At 35.5% G+C, this 20,548-nt stretch carries 15 protein-coding genes, 1 pseudogene and 1 riboswitch; of the genes and pseudogenes, 12 read left to right on the forward strand and 4 right to left on the reverse strand.

Going from position 1 to position 20,548, the window contains the following annotated elements; all coding sequences use genetic code 11:
* Positions 1-4: 4 nt before the first annotated feature.
* From ACZ76X_RS17050 to ACZ76X_RS17080, 7 genes are all read left to right on the forward strand, one after another.
* Complete coding sequence (locus ACZ76X_RS17050) at positions 5-1,621, forward strand: (2,3-dihydroxybenzoyl)adenylate synthase (protein WP_479851102.1); 1,617 nt, start codon at positions 5-7, stop codon at positions 1,619-1,621.
* A gap of 29 nt (positions 1,622-1,650) precedes the next feature.
* Positions 1,651-2,544 carry an isochorismatase family protein gene (locus ACZ76X_RS17055; protein WP_479851103.1) on the forward strand — a complete coding sequence of 298 codons (894 nt, stop codon included), beginning with the start codon at positions 1,651-1,653 and terminating at the stop codon, positions 2,542-2,544.
* 31 nt (positions 2,545-2,575) lie between these two features.
* On the forward strand, positions 2,576-9,733 hold the full coding sequence (locus ACZ76X_RS17060; protein ID WP_479851104.1) for an amino acid adenylation domain-containing protein: 7,158 nt from the start codon (positions 2,576-2,578) through the stop codon (positions 9,731-9,733).
* Entirely contained in the window at positions 9,730-9,954 is a 225-nt protein-coding gene (locus ACZ76X_RS17065; protein ID WP_098671266.1) for an MbtH family protein, read from the forward strand. Before ACZ76X_RS17060 ends, ACZ76X_RS17065 begins: the two co-directional genes overlap by 4 nt.
* Complete coding sequence (locus tag ACZ76X_RS17070; RefSeq protein WP_479851105.1) at positions 9,954-11,396, forward strand: MDR family MFS transporter; 1,443 nt, start codon at positions 9,954-9,956, stop codon at positions 11,394-11,396. The genes ACZ76X_RS17065 and ACZ76X_RS17070 overlap by 1 nt, the downstream gene beginning before the upstream one ends.
* 63 nt (positions 11,397-11,459) lie before the next feature.
* On the forward strand, positions 11,460-12,215 hold the full coding sequence (gene sfp, locus ACZ76X_RS17075) for a 4'-phosphopantetheinyl transferase Sfp (protein WP_479851106.1): 756 nt from the start codon (positions 11,460-11,462) through the stop codon (positions 12,213-12,215).
* A gap of 29 nt (positions 12,216-12,244) precedes the next feature.
* Positions 12,245-12,787 (forward strand): cold-shock protein, encoded by a 543-nt coding sequence (locus ACZ76X_RS17080; RefSeq protein WP_479851107.1) that lies wholly within the window; start codon positions 12,245-12,247, stop codon positions 12,785-12,787.
* A gap of 36 nt (positions 12,788-12,823) precedes the next feature.
* Here ACZ76X_RS17080 and ACZ76X_RS17085 read toward each other — a convergent pair whose 3' ends face one another.
* Positions 12,824-13,096, reverse strand: coding sequence for an HU family DNA-binding protein (locus tag ACZ76X_RS17085; protein WP_001043907.1), 273 nt, complete (start codon positions 13,094-13,096; stop codon positions 12,824-12,826).
* 205 nt (positions 13,097-13,301) lie between these two features.
* On the opposite strand from ACZ76X_RS17085, the gene ACZ76X_RS17090 reads away from it, so the two are divergent.
* Both ACZ76X_RS17090 and ACZ76X_RS17095 read left to right on the forward strand, forming a co-directional pair.
* The gene (locus tag ACZ76X_RS17090; RefSeq protein WP_479851108.1) at positions 13,302-14,069 is read left to right on the forward strand and encodes a DUF3891 family protein; all 768 of its coding nucleotides are present in this window, start codon (positions 13,302-13,304) and stop codon (positions 14,067-14,069) included.
* A gap of 14 nt (positions 14,070-14,083) precedes the next feature.
* The gene (locus tag ACZ76X_RS17095; protein ID WP_479851109.1) at positions 14,084-14,608 is read left to right on the forward strand and encodes a DinB family protein; all 525 of its coding nucleotides are present in this window, start codon (positions 14,084-14,086) and stop codon (positions 14,606-14,608) included.
* 100 nt (positions 14,609-14,708) lie between these two features.
* On the opposite strand, the gene ACZ76X_RS17100 is transcribed toward ACZ76X_RS17095, so the two are convergent.
* The 3 genes and pseudogenes from ACZ76X_RS17100 to ACZ76X_RS17110 all read right to left on the reverse strand — a co-directional run bounded on the left by ACZ76X_RS17100 (position 14,709) and on the right by ACZ76X_RS17110 (position 18,511).
* The gene (locus ACZ76X_RS17100; RefSeq protein WP_479851110.1) at positions 14,709-15,902 is read right to left on the reverse strand and encodes a S8 family peptidase; all 1,194 of its coding nucleotides are present in this window, start codon (positions 15,900-15,902) and stop codon (positions 14,709-14,711) included.
* A gap of 232 nt (positions 15,903-16,134) precedes the next feature.
* Positions 16,135-17,500, reverse strand: a pseudogene (locus tag ACZ76X_RS17105) (alanine/glycine:cation symporter family protein).
* A gap of 107 nt (positions 17,501-17,607) precedes the next feature.
* Positions 17,608-17,727: riboswitch (glycine riboswitch) on the reverse strand.
* Between the two features lie 208 nt (positions 17,728-17,935).
* A complete protein-coding gene (locus ACZ76X_RS17110; RefSeq protein ID WP_479851111.1) occupies positions 17,936-18,511 on the reverse strand; it encodes a hypothetical protein in 576 nt (191 codons plus the stop codon).
* 132 nt (positions 18,512-18,643) lie between these two features.
* Between ACZ76X_RS17110 and ACZ76X_RS17115 the strand changes: the two genes are divergently transcribed.
* From ACZ76X_RS17115 to ACZ76X_RS17125, 3 genes are all read left to right on the forward strand, one after another.
* Positions 18,644-18,988, forward strand: a complete 345-nt coding sequence (locus ACZ76X_RS17115; protein ID WP_479851112.1) for a hypothetical protein — start codon at positions 18,644-18,646, stop codon at positions 18,986-18,988.
* 132 nt (positions 18,989-19,120) lie between these two features.
* Complete coding sequence (locus ACZ76X_RS17120; protein ID WP_479851113.1) at positions 19,121-19,507, forward strand: DUF4440 domain-containing protein; 387 nt, start codon at positions 19,121-19,123, stop codon at positions 19,505-19,507.
* Between the two features lie 151 nt (positions 19,508-19,658).
* On the forward strand, positions 19,659-20,477 hold the full coding sequence (locus ACZ76X_RS17125) for a nucleotidyltransferase family protein (RefSeq protein ID WP_479851114.1): 819 nt from the start codon (positions 19,659-19,661) through the stop codon (positions 20,475-20,477).
* Positions 20,478-20,548: the final 71 nt, after the last annotated feature.

The raw sequence follows: 20,548 nt of genomic DNA on the forward strand, positions 1-20,548 counted from the left end.
AAGAATGTTAACAGGTTATACAAAGTGGCCAAAAGAATTTGCTGATCATTATCGAGAAGAAGGGTGTTGGCTTGGTGAAACATTTGGCGGGATGTTAAGAGAGCGGGCTGAAAAATATGGCGATCAAATTGCAGTTGTAAGTGGTAATACGCATATTACGTATAGTGAGCTTGATAAAAAAGTAGATCGCTTAGCTTCAGGTTTACTGAATTTAGGAATAAAGCAAGAGGATCGAGTTGTAATCCAGCTACCTAACGTTATTGAGTTTTTCGAAGTATGTTTTGCACTATTTCGAATTGGGGCACTTCCTGTTTTTGCATTACCTTCACATCGAAGCAGTGAAATTAGTTATTTTTGTGAGTTTGGTGAGGCGAGTGCTTACGTTATTTCAGATAAAGCTCTCGGTTTTGATTATCGAAAACTAGCAAGAGAAGTGAAAGAGAAAGTGCCAACTTTACAACATGTAATTGTAGTGGGAGAAGAAGAAGAGTTTCTAAACATAAATGATCTATATATAGATTCCGTTCCATTACCAGACGTTCAGCCAAGTGATGTTGCGTTTCTCCAATTATCAGGAGGGACAACGGGACTTTCTAAATTAATTCCTCGAACACATGATGATTATATTTATAGTTTACGTGTTAGTGCTGAAATTTGTAATTTGAATACAGAGAGCGTCTATATGGCAGTTCTTCCAGTAGCGCATAATTACCCGATGAGTTCTCCTGGAACATTTGGAACTTTCTATGCGGGTGGAAAAGTTGTGCTGGCAACTGGAGGTAGTCCAGATGAGGCGTTTGCACTTATTGAAAAAGAAAAAGTTACGATTACTGCTCTCGTTCCACCATTAGCAATGATATGGCTTGATGCTGCATCTTCTCGTAATAATGATTTATCGAGCCTAGAAGTGATTCAAGTAGGTGGTGCGAAATTTAGCGCTGAGGTTGCAAAACGTATACGCCCTACATTTGGATGTACGTTACAGCAAGTATTCGGTATGGCAGAAGGTTTAGTAAATTACACAAGATTAAATGATCCTGAAGAAATTATTATTCATACGCAAGGTAGACCGATGTCTACATTGGATGAAGTAAGGGTTGTTGATGAGAATGACAACGATGTAAAACCTGGGGAGGTAGGTAGTTTATTAACGCGAGGGCCATATACAATTCGTGGTTATTATAAAGCAGAAGAGCATAATGCACAATCATTTACAAAGGATGGATTTTATCGCACAGGTGATCTTGTAAAAGTAAATGAACAAGGTTACATCATAGTAGAAGGAAGAGATAAAGATCAAATTAACCGTGGTGGTGAGAAAGTTGCTGCGGAAGAAGTGGAAAATCATTTATTAGCACATGATGCAGTGCATGATGTAGCAATTGTATCGATGCCTGATGACTATTTAGGAGAACGTACTTGTGCATTTGTAATAGCTCGCGGACAAGTTCCGACTGTAAGTGAATTAAAAATGTTTTTAAGAGAACGCGGTATAGCAGCTTATAAGATTCCAGATCGAATTGAATTTATTGAAGCATTTCCGCAAACGGGTGTTGGAAAGGTAAGCAAAAAAGAGTTACGTAAAGTCATTGCTGAAAAACTTATTACGGTAAAACGATAAAAATATAAAAATTGGAAGGAAGTGATTAGATGGCTATCCCATCTATTTCAGTATACAAAATGCCAGTTGAATCCGAACTACCAAAAAATAAAGTGAACTGGACGCCAGATCCAAAACGTGCGGTTCTTTTAATACATGACATGCAAGAATATTTTCTCGATGCATATAGCGATAAAGAATCACCAAAAGTAGAACTCATTTCAAATATTAAGGTAATAAGAGAAAAATGTAAGGAACTTGGTATACCAGTTGTTTATACAGCACAACCAGGTGGACAAACACTAGAACAACGGGGATTATTACAAGACTTCTGGGGTGACGGTATTCCTGCTGGACCCGATAAAAAGAAGATTGTTGATGAACTTTCTCCTAATGAGGATGATATATTCTTAACAAAATGGAGATATAGTGCATTTAAAAAGACAAATTTACTAGAAATTTTACATGAACAGGAAAGAGATCAACTTATTATTTGCGGTATTTATGCGCATATTGGCTGCCTATTAACAGCTTGTGAAGCGTTTATGGATGGTATAGAGCCGTTCTTTGTAGCAGATGCAGTTGCTGATTTTTCACTAGAGCATCATAAACAAGCGTTAGCGTATGCATCTAATAGATGTGCAGTAACGACATCAACTAACTTACTGTTAAAAGATTTACAAAGTGCAAAAGGTGATGAGAGTAAAGGAATCACTTTACAGGAAGTACATGAACTAGTTGCACAATTACTTCGCGAACCGGTAGAGAGTGTTGAGACGGATGAAGATTTATTAAATAGAGGACTTGATTCGGTCAGAATTATGAGTTTAGTAGAGAAGTGGCGTCGCGAAGGGAAAGAAATCACTTTTGCGGATTTAGCAGAGAACCCAACCATTGTGGATTGGTACCGCTTATTATCTCCGCAAACAGAACGTGTACTTTAATATAGACTACATAATAAAGGGGTAGTAAAGAATGCCTAATAGTCAAAAGGTTCGTCATTCGTTATCATCTGCGCAGACTGGTATGTGGTTTGCGCAACAATTAGATCCGCTTAATCCGATTTATAATACCGGGGAATATGTAGAAATACATGGAAATATGAATCAAGAAATTTTTGAATTAGCAGTACGTAAAGTTGTAATGGAGGCAGAAGCACTGCATGTTCGCTTCGAAGAGGATGAAATTGGTCCATGGCAAGTTATTGAGGAATTACAGTTTCGTATGCATTTTATTGACGTTCGTAAAGAAGAAAATCCTGAAGAGGCTGCTAAAATATGGATGAAAAATGATTTATCTATGCCAATCGATTTGAAAACAGATACATTATTTACTGAAGCACTTATTCAAGTTGAAAATAACCGTTTCTTTTGGTATCAGCGCATCCATCACATTGTGATGGATGGCTATGGATTTTCAATTCTAAGCCAAAAGGTAGCGAAAGAGTATACAACACTTATAGAAGAAACAAATAAGAAAGAGAAGCCATTTGGTTCTCTTGCGAAAACTGTACAAGAAGACATAGAGTATCGTGAATCTAAACAATTCCAGGAAGATCGTATCTTTTGGTTAGATAAGTTTGCAGATGAACCAGAAGTTGTAAGTTTAGCAGAAAGAGCGCCGAGAACATCCAATGGATTTTTACGAGAAACAGCTTATTTATCCAGTTCTAGCACGCAAACTTTACTAGAAGATATTAATGTTTCTTTAACAAGTTGGCCAGAATTTATTGTTGCTGTAACAAGTATATATATGCATAAATTAACAGGTGCAAATGATATTGTTTTAGGTTTACCGATGATGGGGCGTCTCGGTTCAGCATCTATTTATACACCGAGCATGGTAATGAATTTAGTACCACTTCGTCTCACTGTAACTCCAAATATCACTCTTGCAGAATTATTACAGCAAGTTTCTAAAGAAATCCGAGACGTACGTCGTCATCATAAATATCGTCATGAAGAATTAAGGAGAGATTTAAAGTTACTAGGCGAAAATCAAAGGTTATTCGGGCCGTTAGTGAATGTGATGCCTTTTGATTATGGGCTTAACTTTGCTGGGAATCATGGTATTACACATAATTTGTCAGCCGGACCTGTCGATGATTTATCGATAAATGTTTATAAACGTTTCGATGAAACTGAGCTAATGATTCATTTTGATGCGAATCCGGAAGTATATAATGGCGCGGAACTAACGCTGCATAAAGAGAGATTTATGAATGTATTAGAATTAATGATAAGTACATATCAAAAAGACGCGTCGATTGGAAGCATAAACATTACTCTTCCTGAAGAAAATCATAAAGTTTTATTGGAATGGAATGAAACTAAGGAAGCTGATAAGTTAATCTCTCTACCTATATTATTTGAAAAACAAGTACAAAAACACCCAAATAAAATAGCGGTTATTTGTAACGGGGTAGACCTTACGTATACTGAGCTAAATGAACGAGCAAATAAACTGGCGCGCTATTTAGTAGAGCAAGGAATAGGATCAAATCAGTTTGTAGCTTTAGTATTTCCAAGATCAACGGAAATGATAGTTAGTATGCTAGCAGTTTTAAAGGCTGGTGCAGCGTATTTACCAATAGATCCAGAATATCCAGCCGAGCGAATCAATTATATAGTAAATGATGCAAAACCAGCTTGTATTATCACGCATTCATCTGTTACATCAACTTTAGTGATAGAAAATGATATGAAAAAGATCGAATTAGATCGCGAAGAAACAGAACTAGCGTTAAGAGTATATTCTCATATGAATCTACCATTTAGAAATGATGATTCACTTTTAAACCCAGCTTATACAATTTACACTTCAGGCTCAACCGGCAATCCAAAAGGTGTAATTGTTCCTATGAAAGCTTTAAGTAACTTTTTATTGGCCATGGATGATATGTTTTCATTACATGAAAACGATCATTTATTAGCAGTTACAACATTTGCGTTTGATATTTCAGCTTTAGAAATTTATTTACCGCTTATTAGTGGGGCAAGTATAACAATTGCTCAAAAAGAGGTAATTCAAGAGCCTTCGGCGTTAACGGCATTGTTACAAGAAGAAAGAGTGACAATTATGCAAGCTACACCGACGCTCTGGCAGGCGTTAGTAACGGAATATCCAGAGAGGCTACAAGGACTAAATGTACTCATTGGTGGCGAAGCTCTTCCAGCCCATTTAGCAAACACATTAAAAGAATTAGGTTGCACTATTACAAACTTGTATGGACCAACTGAAACGACTATTTGGTCTACTGTTATGAACATCGATGAAAGGGAAAGTGGTATACCTCCTATCGGAAAGCCAATTTGGAGTACAGACGTGTATGTACTAGATGCAGGGTTACAACCAGTTCCACCTGGAGTTATTGGTGAATTATATATTGCAGGGGAAGGACTTGCAAGTGGATATTTAGGACAACCAGAGTTAACGGCTGAACGGTTTGTTGCAAATCCTTATGGAGAACGAGGAGAGCGCATGTACCGTACTGGTGATCTTGTAAAATGGCGCAATGATGGTGTGCTAGAATATGTGAGCCGTGCAGATTATCAAATTAAAATTCGTGGTTTCCGAATTGAATTAGCTGAAATTGAAATGGTATTACAACGCCATGAAAATATTAAGCAAGCAGTAGTAATGGTACGAGAAGACCGCCCAAATGATAAACGAATCATCGCGTATATCGTTGCCGAAGAGAAGGAAACGATTCATCTTTCAGAAATTCGTTCTTATGTTTCAGAAAGTTTAGCGAATTATATGGTACCATCAGCACTTGTATTGCTAGAAGAATTACCATTAACACCAAATGGAAAGGTTGATAGAAAGAAATTACCTGCGCCTGAGTTTAATGGCATGAACAATGAGAGAGTTGCTAGAAATCCGAAAGAAGAAATATTATGTGATTTATTTGCAGAAGTACTCGGTGTTTCTCGTATTAGCATAGACGATAATTTCTTTGAAATGGGTGGCCATTCGCTTCTTGCATCGCGTTTAATGGCAAGAATTCGTGAAACGTTAAGTGTTGAATTAGGAATTGGAAAACTATTTGAATCGCCAACTGTTGCTGAACTAGCGAAGCAATTGGATCAAGCAAAAAATGCTAGACCAACTATTAAGAAAGTAAGTAGACCAAGTGAAGTTCCACTTTCATTTGCACAGCGTAGGTTATGGTTCTTACATTGTTTAGAAGGTCCAAGCCCTACTTATAATATTCCGTTAGTCATTCGTTTGTCTGGAAAGTTGAATGAGGAAGCATTACAAGGTGCCTTTTATGATGTAGTTGAGAAACATGAAACACTGAGAACAATTTTCCCTAACGTATTAGGTAGTTCTTATCAGAAAATTTTAGATATAGAAGATTTAAATCTAGAAATGATTAAAACAAAAATATGTAAAGAGGAATTAGAAAGTGTGCTTGCAGAAGCGGTAAGATATAGCTTTAACCTTGATGTTGAGCCAGCAGTTCGTTTGCAACTATTTACAGTGAATGAAAACGAACATGTATTGCTAATTCTATTGCACCATATTGTAGGGGATGGCTGGTCATTACAACCGTTAACGAGAGACTTTACAACGGCATATAAAGCACGATGTCAAGGTGACAGCGTACAGCTGGAAACACTTCCAGTTCAATACGCAGATTATGCACTTTGGCAACAGCAATTACTTGGTGATGAAACTACACCAGAAAGTCTCATTTCAACACAATTAGATTTTTGGAAGAAGGAGTTAGAAGGTTTACCGGACAAAATGGAGTTACCTACAGATTACCAGCGTCCAGTTGAAACGAGTTACCGCGGAGAAACAATTCATTTTCATATAGATGCAGGTATGCATAGTAGGTTAGTAGAGCTTGCACGGAAAAATGGAGTTAGTTTGTTTATGGTATTGCAAGCAGGACTAAGTGCGCTATTTACAAGATTAGGTGCAGGTACCGATATACCAATCGGTAGTCCGATTGCTGGAAGAAACGATGATGCTCTCTCTGACATAGTCGGTTTATTTGTAAATACATTAGTGTTACGTACAAATACATCAGGAGATCCAAGCTTTAAAGAATTATTAAATAGAGTGAAGCAAACAAATCTTGCAGCTTATGAAAATCAAGATGTGCCATTTGAACGACTTGTTGAAGTATTAAATCCAGTACGTACTCGAAATAGTCATCCGCTGTTTCAAGTTATGTTTGCTTTCCAAAATACACCAGAAGCAACCTTTGATGCTCCGGATATAGAAGCGAGCATTGAAATTCAAAGCGTTGGCTCTGCGAAATTTGATTTAACATTTGAAATTAGCGAGAGTAACGGAGTTGATGGTACTCCGAACGGCTTACACGGATTGTTAGAGTTTAGTACTGATTTATATAAACGTGAAACGGTACAAAAATTAATAGAAAGATACATTCTATTATTAGATGAGGCAGCGGAGAATCCTGATCAGTCAATTGGTAGATTAGAAATATTAACGTTAGCAGAGAAAAATACAGTGTTAGAAAAGTGGAATGGTGGTTTTCAAATTGTACCAGAAATGACATTATCACAATTATTTGAAAAGCAAGCTCATATAAATCCAAATTCTATTGCTGTCGTCTTTGAAGATGAAAAGTTAACTTATGAAGAGTTAAATAAAAAAGCGAATAAAATAGCTCGTTTGCTAATAGCAAAAGGAATTGGTCCCGATCAACTCGTTGCTTTAGCAATGCCGAGATCTTTAAATATGGTTGTGAGTTTACTTGCGGTTCTTAAAGCAGGAGCAGGTTATCTTCCATTGGATCCAGATTACCCGTCTGATCGTATTTCATTTATGCTCCACGATGCGAAACCATCCTGTGTTTTAATAAATTCAGATGTGGAAGTTGAATGTGGTGAGGAACTGAAAATTTTAGTTGATGATGTAAAAGTAATAGAAGAAATTGGGAAATATAGCGACGACAATATTGATGAAATGGAGCGCTTGAAACCATTAACTCCATCACATATTGCTTACGTTATTTATACATCAGGTTCAACAGGTAGACCGAAAGGTGTTATGATACCTCATCAAAACGTGATAAGACTTTTAGGAGCAACTGATCATTGGTTCCAATTTGACGCAGACGATGTATGGACGATGTTCCATTCATACGCTTTTGATTTCTCGGTTTGGGAAATTTGGGGGCCTTTATTATATGGGGGACGTCTAGTCGTAGTGCCACATAGTGTGAGTCGCTCGCCGAAAGAATTTTTACAACTTCTTGTTAAAGAAAAGGTAACTGTTTTAAACCAAACTCCATCAGCGTTCTATCAATTGATGCAAGCAGATCGTGAAAATGAAGAGATTGGCCAAAAATTATCTTTACGATATGTTGTTTTTGGAGGAGAAGCACTTGAGCTAAGTCGCTTAGAAGATTGGTATAGTCGACATTCTCATAATGCACCAAAGCTTATTAATATGTACGGTATTACGGAGACGACAGTACATGTTAGTTATATTGAATTAGACGAAACTATCGTCTCTTTACGAGCAAACAGTTTAATTGGGTGTAGTATACCTGATCTTAAAGTGTATGTGTTAGACAACTATTTACAACCCGTGCCACCAGGAGTAGTTGGAGAAATGTATGTTGCAGGTGCAGGGCTTGCTCGTGGATATTTAGGAAGAGCGGGTTTAACTGCAGAACGTTTTATTGCAGATCCATTTGGCAAGCCAGGTACAAGAATGTATCGTACTGGAGACTTAGCACGTTGGCGTCAAGATGGGACGCTAGATTATATAGGACGCGCAGATCATCAAATAAAAATTCGCGGATTCCGAATTGAATTAGGAGAAATAGAAGCGGTAATAATGAAACACCCTAAAGTTGAGCAAGTAGCGGTTATTGTACGGGAAGATCAACCAGGAGATAAACGATTAGTTTCTTATATCGTCGCATCAAATAATGAAATGATTGATACGAATGAAATGCGCCAATTTGCTGGAGGTAGTTTACCAGATTACATGGTTCCATACGCTTTTGTAGTAGTAAATGAGTTGCCTTTAACTCCAAACGGTAAATTAGATAGAAAGGCATTGCCGGCTCCAGAGTTTATCGCATCATCTTCTAGTCGTGGACCAAGAACACCGCAAGAAGAAATGTTATGTGACTTGTTTACAGAAGTTTTAGGTGTGCCGCAAATTGGAATTGATGACGGATTCTTTGATCTAGGTGGCCATTCACTTCTTGCAGTGCAGCTTATGAGCCGTATTAAAGAAGCACTTGGGGTCGAATTAAATATCGGAACTTTATTTGCAGCACCTACTGTTGCAGGTCTTGCTGAAAGACTTGAAGTAGGAAATGGACAAAGTGCACTCGATGTGTTGCTTCCATTACGAGCAAGTGGAGATCAATTGCCACTATTTTGTGTACACCCAGCAGGTGGATTAAGTTGGTGCTATGCAGGACTTATGAAATCTTTAGGAACAAATTATCCAATCTACGGTGTCCAAGCACGTGGTATCGCTAAAAATGAAGAACTTCCAAAAAGTTTAGAGGAGATGGCAGCGGATTATTTAAAACACGTTCGTGAAGTACAGCCTCACGGACCATATCGTTTACTCGGTTGGTCACTTGGAGGAAATGTTGTGCATGCAATGGCGGCGCAACTGCAAAATGAAGGGGAAGAAGTAGACTTACTCGTTATGCTAGATTCTTATCCTGGTCACTTTTTACCGAATACGGAAGCACCTACTGAAGAAGAAGCATTAATCGCATTACTTGCTTTAGGGGGATACGATCCAGATAACATGGATGGTAAACCACTTACGATGGAAAGTGCAGTAGAAATACTTCGTAAAGATGGAAGTGCATTAGCAAGTCTTGAAGAAGAGACGATTTTGAACTTGAAAGAAACATATGTAAATTCGGTAGGATTGTTAGGGAAATATGTACCGAAAGTTTATAACGGAGATATTTTATTCTTTAGATCTACTGTTATACCAGACTGGTTTGATCCTATTTCTCCAAATACGTGGCTAAATTATTTAGATGGGCAAATTGTGCAATTCGATATTGATTGTAGACATAAAGATTTATGTCAACCAGGACCACTTACAGAAATTGGACAAGTATTAGCGAAATATTTGCAGGATAAGAAAGGGGTAAGTACAGTATGACGAATCCATTTGAAAATGATAATTACACATATAGAGTATTAAAAAATGAGGAGGGCCAGTATTCTCTCTGGCCTGTCTTTCTTGATGTACCTATTGGTTGGAATGTTGTACATGAAGAGGCTAGTAGAAATGATTGTTTACAATATGTTGAAAATAACTGGGAAGATTTGAATCCAAAAAGTAATGAAGTTGGCGAAAAAATATTAGTAGGAAAACGATAATGAAGGCAAAAATAAATCCAAAAGTAGTTGTAAGTATCGTATATATAACAGCGATGTTTATGGCTGCGATGGATGCAACAATTGTGAATGTAGCACTTCAAACAATAAGTAAAGAATTACAAGTACCTCCATCTGCAATGGGGACTGTTAATGTTGGGTATTTAGTTAGCTTAGCCGTTTTCCTTCCGATTTCTGGTTGGTTAGGAGATCGCTTCGGTACGAAAAGAGTATTTCTAGCCGCTCTTTTCGTATTTACAACTGCGTCTGCATTATGTGGAATAGCGAACGATATTACTTCATTGAATCTTTTTCGCATTATGCAAGGTGCTGGCGGGGGGCTTTTAACACCAGTTGGGATGGCGATGTTATTCCGAACATTTTCACCGGAGGAAAGGCCGAAAATTTCAAGATTTATTGTGTTGCCAATTGCTGTTGCACCGGCAGTAGGACCAATTATTGGCGGTTTCTTTGTAGACCAAATGTCTTGGCGCTGGGCATTTTATATTAATGTACCGCTCGGAATCATAGCATTGCTATTCGGTCTACTATTTTTAAAAGAGCATATTGAAAAATCAGCTGGTCGCTTTGATTCTCTCGGTTTCATTCTTTCAGCACCAGGATTTTCGATGCTAATCTATGCGCTCAGTCAAGGACCATCAAAAGGATGGGTTTCCCCAGAAATTATAAGTACTGGAATAGCTGGGATTGTATTCATTACATTATTTATCATTGTTGAACTTAGAGTAAAGCAACCGATGTTAGATTTACGCTTATTAAAAGAACCTGTTTTTAGAAAGATGAGTCTTATTTCATTGTTTTCATCCGCTGGTTTACTAGGAATGTTATTTGTTTTTCCTCTTATGTATCAAAATGTAATAGGAGTTTCCGCATTGGAATCAGGTCTTACGACATTCCCAGAGGCGATTGGGTTAATGATATCGTCACAGATTGTACCATGGTCATATAAGAAATTAGGAGCTCGTAAAGTAATTTCTATTGGGTTAATTTGTACAGCGATTATCTTTGTTTTATTAAGTTTTGTAAATCACGATACGAATCCATGGCAAATACGGGCATTATTGTTTGGCATAGGTATTTTCTTAGGCCAGTCTGTTGGAGCGGTTCAATTTTCTGCATTTAACAATATAGCGCCACCTTCTATGGGGAGAGCAACGACTATATTTAATGTGCAAAATCGATTAGGATCTGCATTAGGAGTTGCTGTTTTAGCTAGCATATTATCTGGATTTGGAAGTAATGAAATACAGAATTATACACAGTCAGATTTCATACCATATCAAGCTGCATTAATTGGATCTGCAATATTTTTACTCGTCGCATTACTATTTTCTTTACGTATTTCTGATAAAGAAGTAATGTCAAATAAGAAGAAAAAGCCGTTACCCGTATTACAAAAAGAGAAAGAAGTTGTAAATGAATAAGTTATAGCATGATAATATTTTTTGAAATGAAGTGATATTCCTACTAAGAAGGGGAAAGTTTACATGATAGAAAGTAAAGTTGTAGATTCTATACCAACTCTTAATGAGAATGATTGTCAAATATGGTGGGCAAGAATTTCAGATTTACAATCATGGCATTACAATTTACTAAATGAAGTTGAACGAGAGAAAGCAAATTCATATCATCATTCGGTAGATCGTGCACGATTTATAATAGGTTGTGTAATTAGTAGATTAGTTCTTGGAAAGATACTTTCTATGTCGCCAGTCCAAGTACCGATTAATCGAATGTGCCCAGTATGTAAGTTACAACATGGTAGACCACAATTACCAGAAGGTATGCCGCAAATATCGGTTTCACATTCGGGTGAGTGGGTTGTTGTTGCATTTACAAAGTCTGCACCTGTAGGCGTTGATATTGAACAAATGAATCCAAATGTAGATGTTATGAAAATGGCAGAGGGTGTATTAACGGACATTGAAATAGCGCAAATTATGAAATTACCTAATGAACAGAAAATAGAAGGCTTTTTAACATATTGGACTCGAAAAGAAGCAGTGCTCAAAGCAACAGGTGAAGGACTAATGATTGCACCAGTGGATATTACTGTATCAGCTCCCAATGAACTTCCAAACTTGTTAGTTTTTAAGGATAGACATGGGCTAGTAGAAACTACAATGATGGAAGATATAAGACCAAGTGAAGATTATTTGGCTTCCATTGCGATATTTAGTAAAGAAGTAACTGAAATCACACAGTTAGACGCAGTATCGCTTTTAAATTATAAAGAAGTTTAATAAAATATCTTATAGAAGAGGTGTTCCTCATGTTAGTAGCGGAAAATAGAACGAATGAATTCACTTATAATGTACAAGCAATTAAAAATATTTTATTTTCTGGAGATACATCATCTATTCATGCTTTAGAAAAGCTTTTGAATGATACAGTTCAGTTTGATGTTCTCGAACAAGAGGTAATTGATAGACAGTACATCCCGAAAGAAGCAAAGAATTTCTTTGCTAAAAACGGAACATTTCTTTACCGTGTATCCAATGTTAGCTATAAAGGAAAAGTATTATCCGAAAATCTCATTTTTGCGGATACCTCGTTTTTACCACATATAATAAAGTGTGAGTTAGAGAGTGGAAATATTCCTGTTGAAAAACTTATAGAAAAGATGGAAGTAAGAAGGAACGTATTATATGAAGGATATCAGCCAGCTGGAAATATTATTGAATTGTTTGATGGCTGCTCTGTTACAGCGAATGTGTATCCAACTAGAAAATCTCAAATTGTAAGCAACTGTAAATGTATCTTTTATATATGTGAAGTATATCATGCTGAGAATATAAAGGAATTATTGAAATAAACAAGAAACCAGCCTATAAAATGGCTGGTTTCTTGTTTATTTCACAGCTTCTTTTAACTCTTTACCTGCTTTAAATGCAGGAACTTTACCAGCAGCGATTTGAATTTCTTCGCCAGTTTGCGGGTTACGCCCTGTACGAGCAGATCTTTCACGCACTTCAAAAGTTCCAAAGCCGATTAATTGAACTTTATCGCCAGACTGTAATGCAGTAGCAATTGTGTCAAATACAGATTGTACAGCTGCAGAAGCATCCTTTTGAGAAATATCAGCTGATTGTGCTACATTTTTAATTAATTCTGTTTTGTTCATGTTTTCACCTCATAAAAAAATTTTTTAGAATGAATGATTTAGTATAATAGATAGTAAACATAAAGCTATTTATATTGTTAGAAAGAATGCTATATAGTTATGTTAATTTCGTTGCAAGAAACTGAATCCCTGCTAATATTTAGGGATTAATTAAGAATTGATGCATAGAAAAAGCTGCAATATTAAGATGAGGGGGAGTATACGGATGATTTTTCGTGAAAAGAATGAGAAAGAAAGTATATTAATTCGTCAACATGATCATGGTTTTTTAGCTGGAGAGATTGCCAAATATATAAAAGAAGATTTTTTTGAAGATGACACATATTTAAAAGAGACAATTGATGCGATATATGAGCATGATAGAGGGTGGATAGAGCTTGATAAAGTACCAATTTTGAATGATGCTAAAAATATCCCGTATACATTTATGGATTGTCCTAGCTCATTACGCTTTGTTTTTTATAAGATTGGTTTGAATGAAATTGAAGGGTCAAACCCATACGGAGCATTACTTTGTAGTAAACATTTTTTATCATTTCCATTAAATGAGGAAGATGAAGAGATGATGTCATTTTATACAGGGGAATTGGAACGACAAAAAAGAATATTGACAACGCTAACAAAAGAACAATTTGCGATATTCGATAAACATTATAGGTTATTAAAATTTTGCGATGAACTTTCTTTATATGTATGTATGAATAAACCTGGTGTAGAAAAGGAAAATGAAATTGATTTGTTTAAAGATGGTTTTGAAGGAACAGAAATGTTTAATAGTAAAGAAGGGAAACCTCTTCAAGCTGAATGGGTAGATGAGGAAACAATTCGGATTACACCGTTTCCATTTCAAACTGAATTTTATACGTATGTAAAATATAAAACTATAAATAAACGTGAAATTGAAGAAAAAGGAATTGTAAAGGCTGATAGAGAATCAGAAATGAAGAAACAAACCATTCATTTTGTACAATAGGGGGGCGATTTTGATTGAAAGAGTACATGTTAAAACAGGTGGATTACCATGCTTGGGCTAATATACGATTATTCGAGCGACTAAAAGAATTACCAAACTATGAGACGATTTTTACTGAACAGATACAGAGCGTATTCCCATCAATTAAGGATACTTTCGCGCATATTTATATTACAGATCAAGTGTGGTTACACATATTGCATGGTAAAAGTATGAATGAAGCAATACAAGACCGAGAAAATTTACGAAAACAAATCGAAACTAAACCGTTACATGAATTAGAAAAAATGTTTGAAAATATGGCAAATCAATATAAAGACTTTTTAATTACAATTCAAGATGTGAATGCTGTATTTGTTATCGAGAATCCATATGCAGGAAAATTAGAAACTTCAATTTTAGAGTTAGTACAACATGTCGTAAATCATGGTACATATCATAGAGGAAATATAACAGCGATGATCCGTCAACTTGGTCATTCGTCGACAATGATGGATTTTGTACTGTATTTACATATGGTTAACAAGCAGGGAGAGTAATATTATTGGTAAGAAGGAGAGGCTTTAATTGTAGAAGTCTCTCCTTCTATTTTATCTCGTATTCATGATAGATCGACTAATTAAAGTTTTACTTTATTTTTTAAGAAGCTTTATTTTCTTGTAATTGCTTAGCGTATTGTACAGCCTTATATGCATTGACTCTACCGTTTTTCCAGTACGTACCTGTCCCGCTAATTTTATCAGAAGTTGACTCGATAATTTGGCGGATTTGTGTATTGCTATATCCTTGATTTGCCAAAAGAGCAGCGACTCCTGCAACATGAGGTGTTGCCATAGAAGTACCACTTAATGATTGATACGAGCTTCCTTTATAAGTGGAGTATATATTTGAGCCTGGTGCTGCAACATCTACCCAGCTACCATAAGTAGAAAATGAAGATTTCTTATCTGATTGATCTGTAGAAGCAACTGCAATCACTTCGCTGTAATAAGCAGGGTAATTAGCTTTTGTGTTTCCTGCATTTCCAGCAGCTGCAACTATAACAGAGCCTTTATTCCATGCATATTGAACGGCTTGTTGTAATGCAGTACCACCATTTGGAGCTCCTAAACTTAAACTAATTACTTTTGCACCCGAATCAGCAGCTTCTCGAATACCTTGTGCTACAGCATCAAGAGTACCACTTCCTTGATTATCTAATACGCGGACGGCATAAATTGAAGTTTGTGGGGCAACACCAGCAATTCCGACACTGTTATTCGTAAGTGCTCCAGTAATTCCAGCACAATGTGTACCATGGCCATTACCATCATCAGATGCATTGTCGTTATCAACATAATCATGCCCGTAAATTACTTTCGAAGCCAAATCAGGGTGTGAGCCTTGAACTCCTGTATCAATAATAGCTACTTTTACACCAGGATCACTTCGTTGACTATCCCAAGCTTGTGGAGCTTGAATCTTTTGCAATCCATATTGATTTTTAAAATACGGGTCGTTTGGAGTCCAAAAGGCGTGAACGTAATAATTCGGTTCTGCATATTCTACATCTGGATTATTTTTATAACTCTTTATTTTTTCTTTTACAGTACCTTTTGAAAATTGCACGACTTCAAAACCTAACTTATCATCTTTAGATAAGACATTAGCTCCGACAGATTTATGAAAAGATTGCACACTACTTAAAGATGCATTTTGCTTAAACTTAACGATTAATTGGTTAGGAACGTAATCAGTAGATGATGTTTCAGCACTTGAAGTATTCGTGTTAAAGAAGAAACCACCAATAATAAACGATAAAACAGATAGGAAAACAATGATTTTGTTTTTCAAAAGATTTTTCCTCCCTTTTCTTGGATGAGTTTTTCAGCGACTCTTTAATGTCGCATTCCTTTTCAACTATATAGTTAGACCATACGATTTATGACATTTATGTGAAAAACTTTTGGAGGAATAAAAAGGAGTAAACATTGATATAAATATATTTTTAATGACAGTAATTAAGTAAAAGAGGGGATGAAAAAAGGAATGCTCATCATATATGAGTCATTCCTTTTTTCATAGATTAACTTGCCTGCTTTTTATGACTTTCTTTCAATTTCTCTGCTTAAAAAGCGATTCGTTTCAGCTACAACAATACCACTTAATCCAATAAGGCCAATTAAGTTTGGAATCGCCATAAGTCCATTTGCAATATCAGCAAATGTCCATACGATGCCTAGTTTTAAATTCGCACCAATAGCAATCATGACGATAAAGATTGCTTTATAATATTTAACAGTACTTTCTCCGAATAAATAAGCCACGCATTTTTCTCCGTAATACGACCAGCCTAAAATAGTAGAGTAGGCGAATAATATAATGGCGATACCAAGAATCATACTACCAGCAGTACCGAATACAGATTGGAATGCTAATGTTGTAGCTTCAACACCAGTTTTTCCTGACTTCCATGCACCTGTAGTAATTAATACAAGTCCTGTAATGGTACATACAATAAACGTATCTAGAAAAGTACCAGTCATAGAAACTAAAGCTTGCTTTGCAGGTGAATCAGTTTTTGCAGCAGCTGCAGCAATAGGGGCACTTCCTAAACCAGCTTCGTTCGCAAATACCCCGCGCGCCATTCCGATTTGAATAGCTGATGCAACTGTTGCACCGATAAAACCACCAGCAGCTGCAGTACCATTAAATGCACCAGAAAAAATAAGTGAAAACGCTTCTGGAATTTGATCGTAGTGATAGAAAATAATAATAAGACCAGCAATGATATAAAAGAAAGCTTTAATAGGAACGATATATCCTGTCACTTTCCCAATTTTTTTTACGCCGCCTAAAATAACAATAGCAATTAAAAACGACATTACTATACCAGTTAAAGCAGGGGGGAAAGAGAAATTAATTCGCATTGCCTCTGCAACTGAGTTAGATTGCACCATATTACCGATCCCAAAAGAAGCAGTTGTACCGAATATAGCGAATAAAACAGCAAGCCATTTCTTGCCTAAACCACGTTCTAAATAGTACATTGGCCCACCTGAATATTCACCATTTTCATTACTAACTCGGTATTTCACCGCAAGAATTGCTTCGGCATATTTTGTTGCCATCCCGAATAAAGCAGTAATCCACATCCAAAAGATTGCGCCGGGTCCACCAATCGTCACAGCAGTTGCAACACCGGCTATATTTCCCATTCCAATCGTTGCTGCCATAGCTGTCATAAGTGCTTGGAAGTGGCTAATATCTCCAGAGGAAGATGTATCTTCTGATTTTTTAAAAGCTAGTTTGTGAGCGTATAATAGTTTACTAAACTGTAAACCTTTTAAACGCACTGTGAGAATGATACCAGTACCAACGAGTAACAACAATGTTGGTAATCCCCACACATAGTGATTAATTTGTTCTAATACTTTACTTACTGTCTCCATCTGTATTCTCCTTTTTTAGAAAAAATAAAAACCACTTCAAGTAAATGAAATGGTCTCTGGAGAAACAAGGGATAGAAAAATAAACCGATACAAATCGGCATTTTCTTTCGCTTGTCTCTGTCCTTTTACCTGAGAGATTATCCGCTATAGCAGCGGATTTGCTCCTTCGGTGCTCGTTTTCCTCCGCGCTATATAAAGCGAGAGGGAGTCTCTCCAGAGATTCGTCCCCATGCAGTTCTACTTGTACCCAAGACCTGAGAGTTTCAAAGTTGGTTTAATAACTTTTTGCCCCGTCGGTAGATCAGTTGATCTTCTCCTGAATGGTTCATCCGAATTATAAAATTTATAAAAGCATTGATTGTAAATCAATAAAAATATTATAGACAGACAAAATGTGAATTGCAATCTTTTTTTATTTTAAAATAGTAAACAGTTTTATTTTTTTGCAAGTCCTAATTTCTCCTCAACTTCAGTTAAAGTAGATAAAGCAATGACAATATGTTGATCCGCAAGGCCTAAAGCATGTTTAGTATTTTCAATTGTTGCACTGTTTAGAGTAGAGTTTTTGGTTCCGTCTATAATTAAATCTGCGGCGTTTTTCATAAATTTAGAAGCAGCCTTAAATTCAGTTGTGAAATAAACTAGTTGTTCTTGTATTTGTACTTCTGATATATTTTCTTTAATTTTTAAAGTGTCTATTTCATTCATAATGTTTTCATATTGTTTGGAAACAGCACTCATTGTAACGAATAGTTTATCTCTATCTACTGAATCTCCGCTCGTGTTAATCTCTTTCCAGGCAGGTAACCAATCTTTATCAATAATGTCATTATAATGATTAGTTAATTCATTAATTTGAGGTTGCAATTTAGTTTGGAATGTTTTTGTATCAGTTGTTTCTACAGTTGCTTTTTCGTTGTTATTTTTAACATTAGTAAAGTAGAAAATTGTACCGAAAATGATGAAAATAGAAATAACAACTGTCCATTTAGTAAAAAATAATTTCCGCAATATGTAACGCCTCCAAAATTAAAAAACTTATAATTATAATATATAACAATAATGCTGTTTAAAGTAGAGAAAATAGGTTAGAAATGATTTAAATTATATATTTTCTATACAAAAATAATTAAAGTTAGTAAAATGATGAAAGTTATATATGAGAAAAGAGGATTTTTAGTGAAAATGAATAGAAGAAAACTAGTTTCAAATATTTCAATGGCTATGTTACTAATAGGTTTAATTGCATTCATATTTATGAATAAAGAATCTAAAATTAAAGATTTTCCAGTACCAATGTCAGCAATCCATATTAACGATGAAAAGAAAGAGGATTATAAATATATAAGTGTAATGCCAATTACAAAGGCGAGTGGATGGGAGAACTTAGGGGAAAACGGGCATACTGTTACTTTTAAAAAAGGGGAGAGGAATGTAACTGTAATACATTATCCGGGGGAACTAACGTATTATTTATTTGAAAAGTAAATGGAATGCGCCATAAACAATGAGGTTTCCCTAAGTTGTTTATGGCTATTTGTATTTTTATAAATAAGAAGGTGTTTTGTTTTATAAAAGAGAATAAAAAATCGTATAGGAAAATAAAAGGAGATATATTCAATGGAGAAAGAAGCCATACGTGTGGTTGAGGAATATCGTAAAGATTTAAATGCTGGTAACATTGAGAAAATTAATAGTTGGGTTTCAGATGATTTTATAGGTTACTTTGGGTATTACAGTGATAGAGACTATGAAGTATATCGAGGCGATACATATAAAGAAGATAATATTGAAACATTGAAAAGTTATGAAGGACAAAAACCTTATTGGAAATATAAAGATTTAACACATAGTTTAAGAACAGAGAATGAACTGATTTTATCTGCAATTGTAGATTTTTATTTGCAAGATAAAAAAGTAGCATCAGTTTTAGCGATGGAAGTTTTTAAGAAAGAAATGGCTGGGTGGAAGTTATATAGACAGCATATGGAAAGATATGCGTTATAATTTGAAAAATAAATGATGATAAAAGTGAAAGGATGTAAACGCCCTTATAAGAGTGTTTACATCCTATTTTTTTGTTTTTAATTCTGAATTATTAGAATTATAATATACGTATGGAATAAAATAATTTTTTGTATGGAAGTGAGTTGATTATTTGCCAACTATAAAGAAAATAGGTCGCTTTTGTCTTACAGATGATGAGGGATATATTATAAATGATACACATATTGATAAAATTCAACCTAAATTTATGGAGGTAATACAAGAAATAAAAAATACTTGTTGTGAATTGTTACAGGATGATTTACACAGTGTTTATATAAGAGGCTCAATTCCAAGGGGGATTGGAATTGAAGGAATTGCAGATATAGATGTAATTATAGTAGTACGAAAGGATCCTAAATTAATAGACTTAAGCTGGCGAAAGAAACTAGAAGTTCAAAGTTTGCAAAAGTTTAATTGTATAACAGGAGTGGAATTGAGTTTTTACAGTGAGAAAGAAGTGATAAATTCCAAGAGTTTTTCTTTTATAAGCTTTATGATACAGACACATGGAGTATGTATATTTGGTGAAGATGTAACATCGTCTTTACCTAAATATAAAGTAAGTCAGGGGTTAGCCCATGAACACCTTATTCAACTGGGGAAACAAATTGGACAAGCACGCAAAGAGTTAATACATAATAAAGGCGTGGAAGATATAGAAGATTGTTGTCGTTGGATTATGAAGATAATAATCAGGTCAGGTCTGGCATTGACAATTGAGAGAGAATGGCTTTATTCCAGAGACTTATATCCTGCATATGAATTATTTAGTAAGCATTTTCCTGAACAAGAAAAAAATATGAGAAAGGCATTACAATATGTAATTGAGCCGATAAATGATATAAATGAAATTTTATTATTTTTAAGTACATTTGGTGAATGGCTAATAGAAAGAGCGGATGATTTTTTGAATACTATAGATAACTAGAATAACATCAAAATATTATGTAAACAAAAAAGGGTAGAAAGTGAAATGAATGTTAGTGCAGGTGGAAATGT

It is taken from the genome of Bacillus sp. BC05(2025), from assembly GCF_056725905.1.